This is a genomic window from Klebsiella planticola (assembly GCF_000783935.2).
GTDB lineage: Bacteria > Pseudomonadota > Gammaproteobacteria > Enterobacterales > Enterobacteriaceae > Klebsiella > Klebsiella planticola.
Window position 1 is genome coordinate 314,193 of the sequence record NZ_CP026047.1, and the last position, 13,956, is coordinate 328,148.

11 protein-coding genes and 3 pseudogenes are annotated in these 13,956 nt (G+C 57.3%); 3 read left to right on the forward strand and 11 right to left on the reverse strand.

What is annotated here, in order from left to right; all coding sequences use genetic code 11:
* Window positions 1–137: 137 nt before the first annotated feature.
* The 4 genes from MC50_RS01450 to MC50_RS01465 all read right to left on the reverse strand — a co-directional run bounded on the left by MC50_RS01450 (window position 138) and on the right by MC50_RS01465 (window position 2,630).
* On the reverse strand, window positions 138–1,037 hold the full coding sequence (locus MC50_RS01450; protein WP_032686541.1) for a Dyp-type peroxidase: 900 nt from the start codon (window positions 1,035–1,037) through the stop codon (window positions 138–140).
* A gap of 94 nt (window positions 1,038–1,131) precedes the next feature.
* A complete protein-coding gene (locus tag MC50_RS01455; protein ID WP_004866110.1) occupies window positions 1,132–1,707 on the reverse strand; it encodes an RpoE-regulated lipoprotein in 576 nt (191 codons plus the stop codon).
* A gap of 61 nt (window positions 1,708–1,768) precedes the next feature.
* Window positions 1,769–2,218 (reverse strand): DUF2919 domain-containing protein, encoded by a 450-nt coding sequence (locus MC50_RS01460; protein ID WP_004866113.1) that lies wholly within the window; start codon window positions 2,216–2,218, stop codon window positions 1,769–1,771.
* On the reverse strand, window positions 2,205–2,630 hold the full coding sequence (locus MC50_RS01465; RefSeq protein ID WP_004866116.1) for a GNAT family acetyltransferase: 426 nt from the start codon (window positions 2,628–2,630) through the stop codon (window positions 2,205–2,207). Before MC50_RS01465 ends, MC50_RS01460 begins: the two co-directional genes overlap by 14 nt.
* A 210-nt stretch (window positions 2,631–2,840) precedes the next feature.
* Between MC50_RS01465 and amiA the strand changes: the two genes are divergently transcribed.
* Together amiA and hemF are read left to right on the forward strand one after the other, a co-directional pair.
* On the forward strand, window positions 2,841–3,716 hold the full coding sequence (gene amiA, locus MC50_RS01470; protein ID WP_015583734.1) for an N-acetylmuramoyl-L-alanine amidase AmiA: 876 nt from the start codon (window positions 2,841–2,843) through the stop codon (window positions 3,714–3,716).
* Window positions 3,713–4,612: an oxygen-dependent coproporphyrinogen oxidase gene (gene hemF / locus MC50_RS01475; RefSeq protein WP_047663366.1), complete on the forward strand. Its 900-nt coding sequence runs from the start codon at window positions 3,713–3,715 to the stop codon at window positions 4,610–4,612. Before amiA ends, hemF begins: the two co-directional genes overlap by 4 nt.
* A 77-nt stretch (window positions 4,613–4,689) precedes the next feature.
* Here hemF and MC50_RS29190 read toward each other — a convergent pair.
* The 4 genes and pseudogenes from MC50_RS29190 to maeB form a co-directional block, all read right to left on the reverse strand.
* Window positions 4,690–4,776, reverse strand: a pseudogene (locus MC50_RS29190) (phosphate acyltransferase); the annotation flags it as partial.
* Between the two features lie 299 nt (window positions 4,777–5,075).
* Window positions 5,076–5,162, reverse strand: a pseudogene (locus MC50_RS29195) (phosphate acyltransferase); the annotation flags it as partial.
* Window positions 5,163–5,268: 106 nt separating this feature from the next.
* A pseudogene (locus MC50_RS29200) lies at window positions 5,269–5,355 on the reverse strand (phosphate acyltransferase); the annotation flags it as partial.
* 106 nt (window positions 5,356–5,461) lie between these two features.
* Window positions 5,462–7,741: an NADP-dependent oxaloacetate-decarboxylating malate dehydrogenase gene (gene maeB, locus MC50_RS01500; RefSeq protein WP_032686540.1), complete on the reverse strand. Its 2,280-nt coding sequence runs from the start codon at window positions 7,739–7,741 to the stop codon at window positions 5,462–5,464.
* Between the two features lie 287 nt (window positions 7,742–8,028).
* Here maeB and tkt point away from each other — a divergent pair, with 287 nt between their 5' ends.
* Complete coding sequence (gene tkt / locus MC50_RS01505; protein WP_032699037.1) at window positions 8,029–10,023, forward strand: transketolase; 1,995 nt, start codon at window positions 8,029–8,031, stop codon at window positions 10,021–10,023.
* On the opposite strand, the gene MC50_RS01510 is transcribed toward tkt, so the two are convergent.
* From MC50_RS01510 to aegA, 3 genes are all read right to left on the reverse strand, one after another.
* Window positions 9,992–11,059 (reverse strand): DUF1176 domain-containing protein, encoded by a 1,068-nt coding sequence (locus MC50_RS01510; protein WP_032695535.1) that lies wholly within the window; start codon window positions 11,057–11,059, stop codon window positions 9,992–9,994. The genes tkt and MC50_RS01510 overlap by 32 nt on opposite strands.
* A 66-nt stretch (window positions 11,060–11,125) precedes the next feature.
* Complete coding sequence (gene nudK, locus MC50_RS01515) at window positions 11,126–11,722, reverse strand: GDP-mannose pyrophosphatase NudK (RefSeq protein WP_032686539.1); 597 nt, start codon at window positions 11,720–11,722, stop codon at window positions 11,126–11,128.
* Window positions 11,723–11,779: 57 nt separating this feature from the next.
* A complete protein-coding gene (gene aegA / locus MC50_RS01520) occupies window positions 11,780–13,762 on the reverse strand; it encodes a formate-dependent uric acid utilization protein AegA (protein ID WP_047663367.1) in 1,983 nt (660 codons plus the stop codon).
* Window positions 13,763–13,956: the final 194 nt, after the last annotated feature.

A 13,956-nucleotide genomic window follows, 5' to 3' on the forward strand; every position in this document is an offset into this window, starting at 1 on the left:
TTTCGGCGTGCTTCTCCCTCTATGGGCTGGGAGAGAAGATAAGGTAGAACAAGGAGTTAAGCCGAATGAGGCCGCAAGGCAGGGAGAAGGTTATCTGCCCCTCTTCCGAAGGGAAGAGGGGCAGAGTCAACCCGGGATTACAGCGCCTGGAGACGATCCAGGGATGGCGCAAAGTAGTAGCCGCCGGTCACGGGTTTAGTAAAGCGCAGCATGGCATCACGCTTGCCGTCGGTATCGCCAAACATGCTCAGCAGCTGCTGTTCAATGTTATGGATACGCGCGCAGTACGCACAGAAATAGAGGCCGTGAGTGCCGCTGGCGGTGCCGTAAGGCAGGCTCTGACGAACAATCTTCAGCCCTTTACCATCTTCTTTTAAGTCGACGCGACTCAGATGCGAGGTTGCCGGGCGATCGTCGCCGTCAATCTCTTCATTGGCTTCTTTGGTCCGGCCAATCATCATCTCCTGGTCCGCAACGCTCATGCGATTCAACTGCTTGAGATTATGCTCCCAGCGCTGAACGAACACATAGCTGCCGCCGGCATCCACGCCATCTTTAATGATCGCCACTTCACGGCGGGTTTCAAGACCGGCCGGGTTTTCCGTACCGTCGACGAAACCGCTCAGGTCGCGCTCTTCAATCCAGCGGAAACCGTGCACCTCTTCTTTCACCTCAATCGCATCGCCGAAGGCCGCCATGGCGGCCTGAGCCACGGAGAAGTTCACCTCATGACGCGCAGAGAGGATATGAATCAGGACATCATACTGGGTAGACGGCGCCAGGCCCTTGCCGTATACCGGGAAATCTTTAAGCTCTTCGGCACCAACACCGCCGCTCAGCTGGCGCCAGACGTTATTTCCAAAAGCCACCACCGCCCCCAGCTGGGCGTCCGGAAATTGCGTTTGAAAGGTCGCTAATTTATCAATAAAGACTTTGCTGGCTTCGCGCAGGGCGTTGACGTCCCCTTTGACATTGGCTTCAATCCAAATCGCCGCACGGCAATGTTCCGGCAAAATGCCGCTCTGAACCTGAGACATCGCTCCTCCTGAAATGATACAACCACAAAACTGTGGCACTTTTATCGCGCTATTGTACCCGTTTTTTCCCTGTGCCGTGTCCCTTCAGATCAAATTAGCCGCGCCAGATAATTTTGCTGACCTTCCAGTTTTTCAGCGTGTCGTCGGAAGGCATCAGCTCTTCCGGACCATTCCAGTGGCCGGTAAAGGCGTAGCTGATATGCTGACTGCCGTCCGCCTGGCACTCCACCACGGCACCATTATCGTTTGCCCCTTTCTGACAATGACCAAAGGCTTTGCTATACAGCTCGCTAAATGGCGTGCCGACCTGAACGCCGCGGTCCGTTTTGATCTCGCTATCCCGCACTTCAATACGGTTGATGGTGCCGCCGTCGCCGTTAATGGTCATCGCGACTTTGTCATCTTTCAGCGCCTCAAAGTAGCGCACGATATTACCGTTGGCGGCTTTCATGCCGCTGCGCAGGCGATAGCTTCCGCCAAGCGCATCGCTGATGGCCTGTTCATTCAGCGGCGTTGTGGCCGTCAGTTTACCCACGCCCTGCTCGGTCACTTCCATTGAGGAACCAAACCAGTTCCATGGGTAGGCCGCTGACCAGTTAACCGCACTCATGGTGGAGCAGCCGGTTAATGCCAGCGGTAAAGCGCAGAGAAGTAAACGTAGCGATTTCATGACTCGGTCCTTTCTTGTTTATTTGACGCCTGTTGGAGTGCAGGATCGGCAAAAAGTGCCGTTAAACCCGATCTTCCTGAAAACAGGCTTTGAGTCGACGGCTGGCTAACAGCCACCAGAAGGCATAGAGATCGGCTATCAGCAGGCCGATAGTCAGCATCGAAGGTGACTCGCCGCTCAGCCATAACAGCGGTTGCCAGAGCAGCAGCAGCGTCTGGGACAGCACCAGCAGCCAGCGCATTAGCGGCCAGAGACGGGGAAAGCGCTGCCGCTGCCCGCTTACGATAAACGCCAGTACTGCCGGGATGCCCGGCAGTAACCCTAGCCAGAAATTGTCGTGATCGGGATAGAACAGGTTCAGTAACACATCGCCCTGCTGGCGGGAGGCCCCCGCCATAATGAACAGCACCCAGGTCCGCGCCTGCAGCAGCAGTACGCACCAGAACAAAAACGGTAGCCTGAGCCGGCCATGAGCATCAAAATCAGAGGGGATAAACTCAGTATTCTTCATCTTCAATCAAACGTTTACCCAGACTCAGGATATCGGCATATTCGTAACCAAGCCGTTCATACATCCCCTGCACCACCTCATTATCATCGCGAACCATAATGTTAATTTTCGGGCAGCCGCGAGCAATCAGCTTTTTTTCCAGCCGGTTCAGCAGCGCATTGGCGATACCGCGGCCGCGATATTCCGGATGCACGCCAAGGTAGTAGGCGGAACCGCGATGACCGTCATAGCCGCCCATCACCGTGCCAACCACCTCGCCATTCACTTCCGCGACCAGAAACAGGCTGACATCGTGGTTAACTTTACGCTCAATGTCCATTTCCGGGTCATTCCACGGGCGCAGAAGCTCGCAGCGCTCCCACAGCGTAATCACTTCTTCAAAATCTTGCTGGCGAAAAACGCGTATCTCCATGGTATTCCCCATTTTTCAGGCTTAAAAACAGCGATTATGGCGCGATTTCAGCGGATAGCCAATATCAGGCGAAATGAAGTGGAAAAAATGACATAATACGCACTGTCATGTATTGAAATGAAAAGTAAAACAATTCTTGTTTTGAATGGTCGTAACGGAAAACGCGATACGATATAACACCAGGTACCACTTGTTTGCAATTCAGGCCGAATGAGCACTTTTAAACCATTAAAAATACTTGCTTCGCGCCGCCAGGTGCTGAAAGCAGGACTGGCTGCCATGACCCTTTCCGGGGTTTCATCGCAGGTCATCGCAAAAGAACAGCCGCTGACGACGTCCAACGGCCACAGTAAACCCGCGGCGAAAAAGGCGGGCGCAAAGCGCATCGTTATGCTCGACCCGGGCCATGGCGGTATTGATACCGGCGCTATCGGTCACAACGGTTCTAAAGAGAAGCATGTCGTACTGGCGATTGCCAAAAACGTACGCAGCATCCTGCGCAATAACGGTATTGACGCACGCCTGACGCGTTCTGGCGATACCTTTATCCCGCTGTACGACCGCGTGGAAATTGCCCACCAGCACGGCGCCGATCTGTTTATGTCGATTCACGCCGACGGCTTTACCAATCCCAGCGCAGCCGGCGCTTCGGTATTTGCCCTCTCCAACCGCGGCGCGAGTAGCGCGATGGCGAAATACCTTTCCGATCGCGAAAACCGCGCCGATGAGGTCGCCGGTAAAAAAGCCACGGCCAAGGACCACCTTTTACAGCAGGTGCTGTTTGACCTGGTGCAGACCGATACCATTAAAAACAGCCTGACGCTGGGTTCGCATATTCTGAAAAATATTAAGCCGGTGCATAAGCTGCATAGCCGTAACACGGAACAGGCCGCCTTCGTGGTATTGAAGTCGCCATCAATCCCGTCCGTACTGGTTGAAACCTCATTTATCACCAACCCGGGCGAAGAAAAACTGTTAGGCACCACCGCGTTCCGGCAAAAAATCGCCAGCGCGATCGCGTCCGGTATCATCAGCTACTTCCACTGGTTCGATAACCAGAAGGCCCACTCGAAGAGACGTAAATGAAGCCCGATGCGCACCAGGTAAAACGCTATCTCCTCCAGCTCCAGGAGACCATTTGCCAGAAACTGAGCGCCATTGACGGCGGTGAGTTTGTCGAAGACAGCTGGCAGCGCGAAGGCGGCGGCGGTGGTCGCAGCCGGGTTCTGCGCGATGGCGGCGTGTTTGAGCAGGCGGGCGTAAACTTCTCCCACGTTCACGGCGACGCCATGCCGGCTTCGGCAACGGCGCATCGCCCGGAACTGGCCGGTCGCAGCTTTGAGGCGATGGGGGTTTCTCTGGTGGTGCATCCGTGGAATCCCTATGTGCCGACCAGCCATGCCAACGTGCGTTTTTTCATTGCTGAAAAGCCCGGCGCAGAGCCGGTGTGGTGGTTCGGCGGCGGGTTTGACCTGACGCCCTTCTACGGCTTTGAAGAGGATGCGGTTCACTGGCATCGCACGGCTCACGATCTGTGTCAGCCCTTCGGCGAAGAGGTTTATCCGCGCTATAAAAAATGGTGCGATGACTACTTCTATCTGAAGCATCGTCATGAGCAGCGCGGAATTGGCGGCCTGTTCTTTGACGATTTGAATACCCCGGATTTTGACCACGCCTTCGCCTTTATGCAGGCGGTGGGCAACGGCTATACGGATGCCTATCTGCCGATAGTTGAGCAGCGCAAAGCCATGCCATATGGCGAGCGCGAGCGGAATTTTCAGCTCTATCGTCGCGGCCGCTACGTGGAGTTCAATCTGGTGTGGGATCGCGGGACGCTGTTTGGCCTGCAGACCGGCGGGCGCACGGAGTCGATTCTGATGTCGATGCCGCCGCTGGTGCGCTGGGAGTATGACTACCAGCCGGAAGAAGGCAGCCCTGAGGCTGCCCTGAGTGAGTTTATTCAGGTTCGCGAATGGATTTAATGCCGGGCGGCGCCTTCGCTTGCCCGGCCTACGTTATTCCGTAGGTCGGGTTAGCGTAGCGCCACCCGACAAATCCCTTACAGCGGCTGAGTCTGTGCCTCGACCACCGCCAGCGCAACCATATTGACAATGCGGCGCACGGAAGCGATCGGCGTCAGAAAGTGAGTCTGTTCAGTTCCACGCATGGATTTAATGCCGGGCGGCGCCTTCGCTTGCCCGGCCTACGTTATTCCGTAGGTCGGGTTAGCGCAGCGCCACCCGACAAATTCCTTACAGCGGCTGAGTCTGTGCCTCGACCACCACCAGCGCGACCATATTGACAATGCGGCGCACGGAAGCGATCGGCGTCAGAAAGTGAGTCTGTTCAGTTCCACGCATGGATTTAATGCCGGGCGGCGCCTTCGCTTGCCCGGCCTACGTTATTCCGTAGGTCGGGTTAGCGCAGCGCCACCCGACAAATCCCTTACAGCGGCTGAGTCTGTGCCTCGACCACCGCCAGCGCAACCATATTGACAATGCGGCGCACGGAAGCGATCGGCGTCAGAAAGTGAGTCTGTTCAGTTCCACGCATGGATTTAATGCCGGGCGGCGCCTTCGCTTGCCCGGCCTACGTTATTCCGTAGGTCGGGTTAGCGCAGCGCCACCCGACAAATCCCTTACAGCGGCTGAGTCTGTGCCTCGACCACCGCCAGCGCAACCATATTGACGATGCGGCGCACGGAAGCGATCGGCGTCAGAAAGTGAGTCTGTTCAGTCCCACGCATGGATTTAATGCCGGGCGGCGCCTTCGCTTGCCCGGCCTACGTTATTCCGTAGGTCGGGTTAGCGCAGCGCCACCCGACAAATCCCTTACAGCGGCTGAGTCTGTGCCTCGACCACCGCCAGCGCGACCATATTGACGATGCGGCGCACGGAAGCGATCGGCGTCAGAATATGTACCGGCTTCGCCACTCCCATCAGCACCGGTCCGACGGTCACCCCTTCCGAACTGGAGACACGCAGCAGGTTATAGCTAATGCGCGCGGCTTCCATATTCGGCATCACCAGAATGTTGGCCGAGCCTTTCAACGGGCTGTCCGGCATCCGCTCATGGCGAATACTTTCCACCAGCGCCGCATCGCCGTGCATTTCACCATCGATCATCAGATCCGGCGCCAGCGCTTTCACTCGCTCCAGCGCTTCGCGCATTTTGCTCGCTGACGGACAGTCAGAGGAACCGAAGTTGGAGTGCGACAGCAGCGCCACGCGCGGCTCAATACCAAAACGACGGACGCTTTCCGCCGCCATCAGGGTGATTTCCGCCAGCTGCTCCGGCGTAGGATCGTTATTGACGTAGGTGTCGGCGATAAAGGTGTTACCGCTTGGCAGCAGCAGCGCGTTCATGGCCCCCGCGGTGCTGACGCCGTCCCGGTAGCCGAACAGCGGCTGAACCACCCCATAATGCTCGTGGTAGTCGCCGATGGTGCCGCAGATCATGGCATCCGCCTCGCCACGATGCACCATGATTGCGCCAATGACCGTCGTATTGGCAATCACCGCCCGCTGCGCCTGCTCCTGGGTCACGCCGCGGCGTTTCATGATCTGGTAATACTCGCCCCAGTACTCTTTAAAGCGCGGATCGGATTCGTTATTGACGATCTCAAAATCCACGCCGGCTTTGATCTGCAGCCCCAGCTTCTGGATACGCATTTCAATCACGCTCGGACGGCCGATCAGAATCGGTTTTGCCAGCCCCAGCGATACCAGCTCCTGAGTTGCGTGCAGGACGCGCGACTCTTCGCCTTCCGCCAGCACCACGCGCCTGGGCTCTTTGCGCGCCTGGGAGAAAATCGGCTTCATGAACAGGTTAGTTTTGTAGACAAACTCGCTGAGTTTCTCAATATAGGCGTCGAAGTCGGCAATCGGACGCGTGGCTACACCGGAGTCCATTGCCGCTTTGGCGACCGCCGGAGCGATCTTGACGATCAGGCGCGGATCGAACGGTTTCGGAATGATATATTCCGGACCAAAGCTCAGATCCTGATCGCCGTAGGCAGAGGCGACCACTTCGCTCTGTTCGGCATGTGCCAGTTCCGCTATCGCGTGGACTGCAGCCAGCTTCATCTCTTCGTTAATCGCCGTGGCGCCAACGTCCAGCGCCCCGCGGAAGATGAACGGAAAGCACAGCACGTTGTTGACCTGGTTCGGGTAGTCGGAGCGCCCGGTGCAGATGATGGCATCTTCGCGGACCTGCTTCGCCAGCGGCGGCAGAATCTCCGGTTCCGGGTTAGCCAGGGCGAGGATCAGCGGCGCGCGGGCCATTTTTTTCACCATCTCCGGGGTCAGCACTTTCGGGCCTGAACAGCCGAGGAAAATATCCGCTCCGTCAATCACATCGTCCAGCGTGCGTTTGCCGTCATCTTCTACCGCGTAGGCCGCCTTGGTCTCTGCCATGTGAGGCTCACGGTCTTTATAGATGACGCCTTTGGAATCGCAGACCACGATATTGTGTTTCTGCATACCCAGCGCCACCAGCAAATTCATGCAGGCAATCGCCGCCGCGCCCGCGCCGGATACTACCATCCGAACGTCGGAAAGATTCTTCTCAACCACCCGCAGGCCGTTAATAATCGCCGCGGTGCTGATAATGGCCGTACCGTGCTGATCGTCATGGAACACAGGAATGTTCATGCGCTCGCGCAGCTTTTGCTCGATGTAGAAACACTCTGGCGCTTTGATGTCTTCGAGGTTGATGCCGCCGAAGGTGGGCTCCAGCGCCGCCACGACATCGATAAATTTATCCGGGTTCAGCTCATCGACTTCGATATCGAACACATCAATACCGGCGAATTTTTTAAACAAAACGCCCTTGCCTTCCATCACCGGCTTACCGGCTAGCGCACCAATATTCCCCAGTCCCAGCACCGCGGTGCCGTTGGAAACAACGGCCACCAGGTTGCCGCGGGCGGTATATTTGTAGGCAGCCAGCGGATCTTTCTCGATTTCCAGACAAGGTGCCGCCACGCCCGGCGAGTAGGCCAGCGCCAGATCGCGCTGTGTGGCCAGAGGCTTGGTTGGGACAACCTGAATTTTCCCGGGAACGGGAAACTCATGGAAATCGAGGGCACTTTGTTTCAACTGCTCATCCATTTTATTGTTCCTTTCACGTATCGGTCGTAGGGGGTGTGCGTAATGACTATCCTGGTGCCCACCCCAGGTGGCGCATAGTATCTCGCCTGACGGCTTTTCAAACTTTGAACGCCGCCAAACTCTCGCCATCGCAATGGTATATTTGTTATCGATTTATAACATTTATGTAACCTGATTTCGAAAGCAATGATAGTCCCGTCTGCTATGCTTTTTAGTTATCCACCCCATAAACGCCTCGACAGACAATCAACAAAAACTCATGCAACATCTTGTTTCAGGAGTCCATTATGTCCCGAAGAGAACTTGCCAACGCCATTCGCGCCCTGAGCATGGACGCTGTACAGAAAGCCAACTCCGGCCACCCCGGCGCCCCGATGGGGATGGCGGATATCGCCGAAGTCCTGTGGAATGATTTCCTTAAACACAATCCGGGGAATCCGCACTGGTATGACCGTGACCGCTTTGTGCTCTCAAACGGTCATGCGTCCATGCTGCTGTATAGCCTGTTGCATCTGACCGGCTACGATCTGCCGCTGTCCGAACTGAAAAACTTTCGCCAGCTCCATTCCAAAACCCCCGGCCACCCGGAACACGGCTATACCCCCGGCGTCGAGACCACCACCGGCCCGCTTGGCCAGGGGCTGGCCAACGCCGTCGGCATGGCGATTGCCGAGCGCACGCTGGCGGCGCAGTTTAACCGTCCCGGCCATGACATTGTCGATCACTATACCTGGGTGTTTATGGGCGATGGCTGTCTGATGGAGGGGATTTCCCACGAAGCCAGCTCGCTGGCGGGGACGCTGGGTCTTGGCAAGCTGATCGGCTTCTACGACCATAACGGCATCTCAATCGATGGTAAAACCGACGGCTGGTTTACCGACGATACCGCCGCGCGCTTTCGGGCCTATCACTGGCACGTGATTGGCGATATTGACGGTCACGACCCGCAGGCAGTGAAACAGGCAATTCTCGAGGCGCAAAGCGTCACGGATAAACCTTCGCTGATCATCTGCCGCACCGTGATTGGCTATGGCTCACCGAATAAAGCCGGTTCGGAAGAGTCCCATGGCGCTGCGCTGGGGGAAAAAGAGGTGGCGTTAGCCCGCGAGAAGCTGGGCTGGAAACATCCACCGTTTGAGATCCCCAAAGAGATTTATCAGCAATGGGATGCCCGGCCGCGCGGCGAGCAGGCAGAACAGACGTGGAATCAGCGGTTCGCCGCGTATCAGCAGCAGTATCCACAACTGGCGGCGGAGCTAAAACGCAGAATGGACGGCGCGCTGCCGGAGAGCTGGGGCGATGCGGCGCACGACTATATCGCGCAACTGCAGGCCGAGCCGGCGAAAATTGCCAGCCGTAAAGCGTCGCAAAATGCCCTGAACGCCTATGGACCGCTTCTGCCGGAGCTGCTGGGCGGGTCGGCGGATCTGGCGCCGAGCAACCTCACCATCTGGTCCGGGTCAACATCGATCAAAGAGGACGTGGCGGGCAACTATATTCATTATGGCGTGCGCGAGTTCGGCATGACGGCGATCGGCAACGGCATTGCCCTTCACGGCGGCTTTATCCCTTATACGTCCACCTTCCTGATGTTTGTCGAATATGCGCGTAACGCGGCGCGAATGGCAGCGCTGATGAAAGCCAGACAGATTATGGTCTATACCCATGACTCGATTGGGTTAGGGGAAGATGGCCCCACTCATCAGGCGGTCGAACAGCTGGCCAGTCTGCGATTGACGCCGAACTTCAGCACCTGGCGCCCCTGCGATCAGGTCGAAACGGCGGTGGCGTGGCAGGCGGCGATTGAACGGCAAACCGGCCCCACCGCGCTGATTCTGTCGCGGCAAAACCTGGCGCAAATGGCGCGGACGCCGCAACAGGTACAGGATATTGCCCGCGGCGGCTACGTGCTGAAAGATGCGGGGGGCAAACCGGATTTAATCCTGATAGCCACCGGTTCCGAAGTGGAGATAACCGTGCTGGCGGCGGAAAAACTGCTCGCCAAAGGGGTTAACGTGCGGGTAGTCTCCCTGCCCTCAACCGATGTTTTCGATGCGCAAGATGAGGCATATCGGGAGTCGGTTCTTCCGGCTAACGTCAGCGCCAGAATTGCGGTTGAGGCCGGTATCGCCGACTACTGGTATAAATATGTCGGGCTGAAGGGCGCCATCGTGGGAATGAGAAGCTACGGTGAATCAGCGCCGGCGGAGAAGCTGTTCCCGTTCTTTGGCTTTACCGTCGAGCATATTGTCAGTCTCGCGGATGAAATATGTAACGGGTAACCCATAGCGTGGGCCAGGCATCTGGCCCCTGCCAGTTATCACACTGCGGCTGCTGCGCATAGCGAACCAGGCTAAACCGCTGGCCATCATAGCGCCAGCGGGTCTGAACCCCGCAATCGCCGGGGCCGCGCCCTTTATCCAGAGTCACCAGCTCGTGACGTCGCTCATCAATACTGGCATTAATCAGTTCAATATCACGCGCCGCATTGCCCGGCGGCTGGAAGGGCAGCGTCAAACGGACCTGGCGGGCCACATACGGCTGCTGGCGCGACACCAGCCAGGCCAGCCAGATGGTGTTGTACGCTCCGGCTTCGCAGCTGACCATCAGTAACACCTTCTCATCCGTCAACGCGGTAACCCGAATCTCACGGCGGAAAGGGTCCAGCGAACAGGCGCTATTGTTCATCCGCTCGTTGCCGTAATCCATCAGGTCATTGAGCTCCTCCCGACTGAGCGGTGATTGCGAGAAGTCAACTTTGCCAACCGCCCGCAGCGCAGGTGCCGGAGGCACGCTAAGCGGCGGCTCTTCCCCCTTACCCACCCACGCGGTTTCACTGCCGACACGCTTTTGATGGCTATCGATAAACAGCAGCGCGGCTTTCAGCCCTTGCAGAGAAATGCTTTGCAGTCCGTTAACCAGGGTTATCGCCTGTCCTTCCTGCACCTGCTGGAGAAAAGCATCGATCGTCACGCTATCTCCGGTTTTGATCAGCTTATCCGCAACCAGCCAGTGTTTATCGGTCAACGCCAGCGGTTTACCGTCAAGCAAAAGACGAGGAGCGATCGGCGCCAGGGCGGCCACCGGGTTACCGATACCGCCCAGCTCAATGCGCAGGCTGGCATCCGTAACGGCGCCGGCGCTGCGGCTGAGAGTCATAACCAGTCCGTGATGCAGACCGACGTTGCGAGCGACGCAGAAATTCTGATTATTGCAGGTGACCAGCCAGTCGCCGAATAGCTGTTGTACCGGCGCCGCCCACGCCCACGACGCCGGTAGTAAACCGAAAAGCAGAAAAAAAAGAACCCGATAAAGCATGCGCGGCACAACCCCAGAGAAGAACGCTCAAAACAGCAGCCATCTTCACCAGCGGCGGCACGTTACTCAATCAGATTTATCAGATAACCCCGCCATCAGTCCCGATGTTTGCAGGTATTGCAGCAGAATCACCGCCTTGCCATCGCGTATCGCGCCGTCGGCGACCATCTGCAATGCCTGGCGAAAAGGCAGCTCCAGTACCTCGATATCTTCATCTTCAACGCCGCCGCCGCGCGTTTTGCGCTGCGCATCGCTGTACTCGGCGATGAAGAAGTGGACAATTTCGGTCACCCCGCCGGGAGACATATACAGCTCGAACAGCTTATGCGCATCGCCGACTTCGTATCCGGTCTCTTCGATGGCCTCTTTGCGGATGCAGGCTTCAGGCTCGTCGTTATCCAACAGCCCGGCGCAGGTTTCGATCAGCATTCCGTCCTCGTTACCGTTGACCCAGGTGGCGACACGAAACTGACGGACCAACACGACGGTTTGCTTGCGGCGGTTATACAGCAGCACCGTGGCGCCGTTGCCGCGATCGTAAACCTCGCGCTTATGACGGACCACGCTGCCGTCGCTACGCGTCAGCTCGTAGGTCATATTGCGCAAAATAAAGTAGTTTTCAGAGAGGAGTTTATCTTTGATAACGTTGATGTTGAGTGACATACGGCCCCGCAGCGTGGAATGACGCTGTCATACTACGCTGCGGAGTCGGGTTTGTCGTTAGTGAAGCAGGGCCGATTTTACGCCGAGATAATCCATGATCCCCTGCGCCGCATGGCGGCCTTCGGCCATCGCCGTCACCACCAGATCGGCGCCGCGGACGGCATCTCCGCCGGCAAAAATTTTGTCGTGCGTGGTCTGATAGCGGTAGCGGCTCTCGACACTGGCCTTAATCCGCCCCCGGTCATCGAGCTGTACGCCGACGGACTCCAGCCACGGCATCCCGTGGGGATGAAAACCAAAGGCCATAATCACCGCATCGGCCGGCATCACGAACTCGCTGCCCGGCAGCGGCGATGGGCTGCGACGCCCCTGCTTATCCGGTTCGCCCAGCTGTGTGCGCAGAAAACGTACGCCGTTAACCCGGCCGTCGCTATCCAGTTCCAGCGTCACCGGCTGAACGTTAAATTCGAACGCAGCCCCTTCTTCACGAGCGTTTTTCACCTCTTTTTTCGACCCCGGCATATTGGCCTCATCGCGACGATAGGCGCAGGTCACCTTTTTCGCCCCGTGACGCAGCGCGGTGCGCACGCAGTCCATCGCCGTGTCGCCGCCCCCCAGCACCACGACATTCAGCCCGTGGGTATTGACGTAAGGCTCTTCGGGTTGCTCACTCAACCCCATGACTTGCTTAGTATTGGCAATCAGGAACGGCAGCGCATCATAGACCCCCGGGGCATCTTCATTCGGCAGTCCCGCTTTCATGGAACGATAGGTTCCGGCGCCAATAAATAGCGCATCGTACTCTGCCAGCAAGGTGGTTAACGCCACGTCCTTGCCCACTTCACACTCCAGTTCAAAGCGGATACCCATCTCAGTAAAAATCTCTCGTCGCCGGGCCAGCAGTGACTTTTCCAGCTTGAAGGCCGGAATGCCAAAAGTCAGCAACCCGCCAATTTCCGGATGACGGTCAAAGACCACCGGCTGCACGCCGTTGCGGATCAGCCGGTCAGCACAGGCCAGTCCCGCCGGCCCGGCGCCGATAATGGCCACTTTTTTCCCGCTGTCGACAACCCTGGAGAGGTCCGGTCGCCAACCCTGTGCCAGCGCCCGATCGGAGATATAGCGCTCGATGTTGCCAATTGTCACCGCGCCATGTTCATCGCGCAGCGTACAGGCCCCTTCACACAGGCGATCCTGCGGGCAAACGCGGCCGGTTATCTCCGGCAGGCAGTTGGTTTGATGGGACAGCGCCACGGCGGCGTCGATATCCCCCGCTTGCAGCCGTTCAATCCACTGGGGTATATGGTTATGTAGCGGGCAGGTCCATTCACAGATACTGTGTTCGCCGCACTGCAGGCAGCGCTCCGAGGCCTGCTGCGCCTGCCCGGCGTTAAAGGGCAGAACGATCTCGGCAAAATCCTTCTTGCGGATCGCCGCGGCCCGTTTATCGGCCTCGCTACGCAGAGGCGTTGCCGCCATCTGGCTGACTTTTTCGCCAGCGCTCGGTAATGCCATATCGCCTGGTTGCGCATGCCACGGCCGCGCATCCATCCGCGCCGTACGCAGGCGTCGCTGTTTGGCCATCGCGGAAAGAGTCGCTTCCGTCGCCAGCTGCAGCGCCTGCGCCGGGCAGTTTTGCACGCAGGAAGGTCCGCCTTCACGGCCGCTGCACAGATCGCATTTATGTGCGGTGGCTTTCACTTTTCCCGCCGCCGCCGGTAACAGCACGATCTCCATGACGCCAAACGGACAGGCCACCATGCAGGATTTACAGCCGATGCACTTCTCCTCGTCAACCTGCACGCTGTCGTTTATCTGACGAATGGCATCATTCGGGCAGCTGCGGGCGCAGGGGGCGCTTTCACAATGGCGACATGTTATTGCGTTACGTTTTTGCTCGTGCTTCATCACGGTAATGCGCGGTAAGAAGCGCTGTGGGGTCAGGACGTGCTGCTCGTCGTTGTGTGCCATCACGCAGGCCACTTCGCAGGCTTTACAGCCGATACATTTGCGACTATCGCTGATAATAAAGTGGTTCATGGTATCCTTCGGTCTTTGCTAAATAACCCCTCGATTCGCATGACTATTTATTACCCGACAAAACGGGGCTGAAACAATGTTCATTTGCCCGAAATAGTTTTTTTCTGGAGATAACCCGTTTTGGATCAAATTCTTTGACTTAAATGAAATTGCGTTTTATTTAACGTAGCAAGCAGAAAACTGTCTAACGATGG

What these genes read in the sequence shown, in the direction of transcription:
- maeB (WP_032686540.1), bottom strand. Translation starts at nt 7,741, where the DNA reads ATGGATGAGCAGTTGAAACAAAGTGCCCTCGATTTCCATGAGTTTCCC.
- MC50_RS01465 (WP_004866116.1), bottom strand. Translation starts at nt 2,630, where the DNA reads ATGGAGATACGCGTTTTTCGCCAGCAAGATTTTGAAGAAGTGATTACG.
- MC50_RS01510 (WP_032695535.1), bottom strand. Translation starts at nt 11,059, where the DNA reads ATGCTTTATCGGGTTCTTTTTTTTCTGCTTTTCGGTTTACTACCGGCG.
- nudK (WP_032686539.1), bottom strand. Translation starts at nt 11,722, where the DNA reads ATGTCACTCAACATCAACGTTATCAAAGATAAACTCCTCTCTGAAAAC.
- aegA (WP_047663367.1), bottom strand. Translation starts at nt 13,762, where the DNA reads ATGAACCACTTTATTATCAGCGATAGTCGCAAATGTATCGGCTGTAAA.
- MC50_RS01450 (WP_032686541.1), bottom strand. Translation starts at nt 1,037, where the DNA reads ATGTCTCAGGTTCAGAGCGGCATTTTGCCGGAACATTGCCGTGCGGCG.
- MC50_RS01460 (WP_004866113.1), bottom strand. Translation starts at nt 2,218, where the DNA reads ATGAAGAATACTGAGTTTATCCCCTCTGATTTTGATGCTCATGGCCGG.
- tkt (WP_032699037.1), top strand. Translation starts at nt 8,029, where the DNA reads ATGTCCCGAAGAGAACTTGCCAACGCCATTCGCGCCCTGAGCATGGAC.
- MC50_RS01455 (WP_004866110.1), bottom strand. Translation starts at nt 1,707, where the DNA reads ATGAAATCGCTACGTTTACTTCTCTGCGCTTTACCGCTGGCATTAACC.
- hemF (WP_047663366.1), top strand. Translation starts at nt 3,713, where the DNA reads ATGAAGCCCGATGCGCACCAGGTAAAACGCTATCTCCTCCAGCTCCAG.
- amiA (WP_015583734.1), top strand. Translation starts at nt 2,841, where the DNA reads ATGAGCACTTTTAAACCATTAAAAATACTTGCTTCGCGCCGCCAGGTG.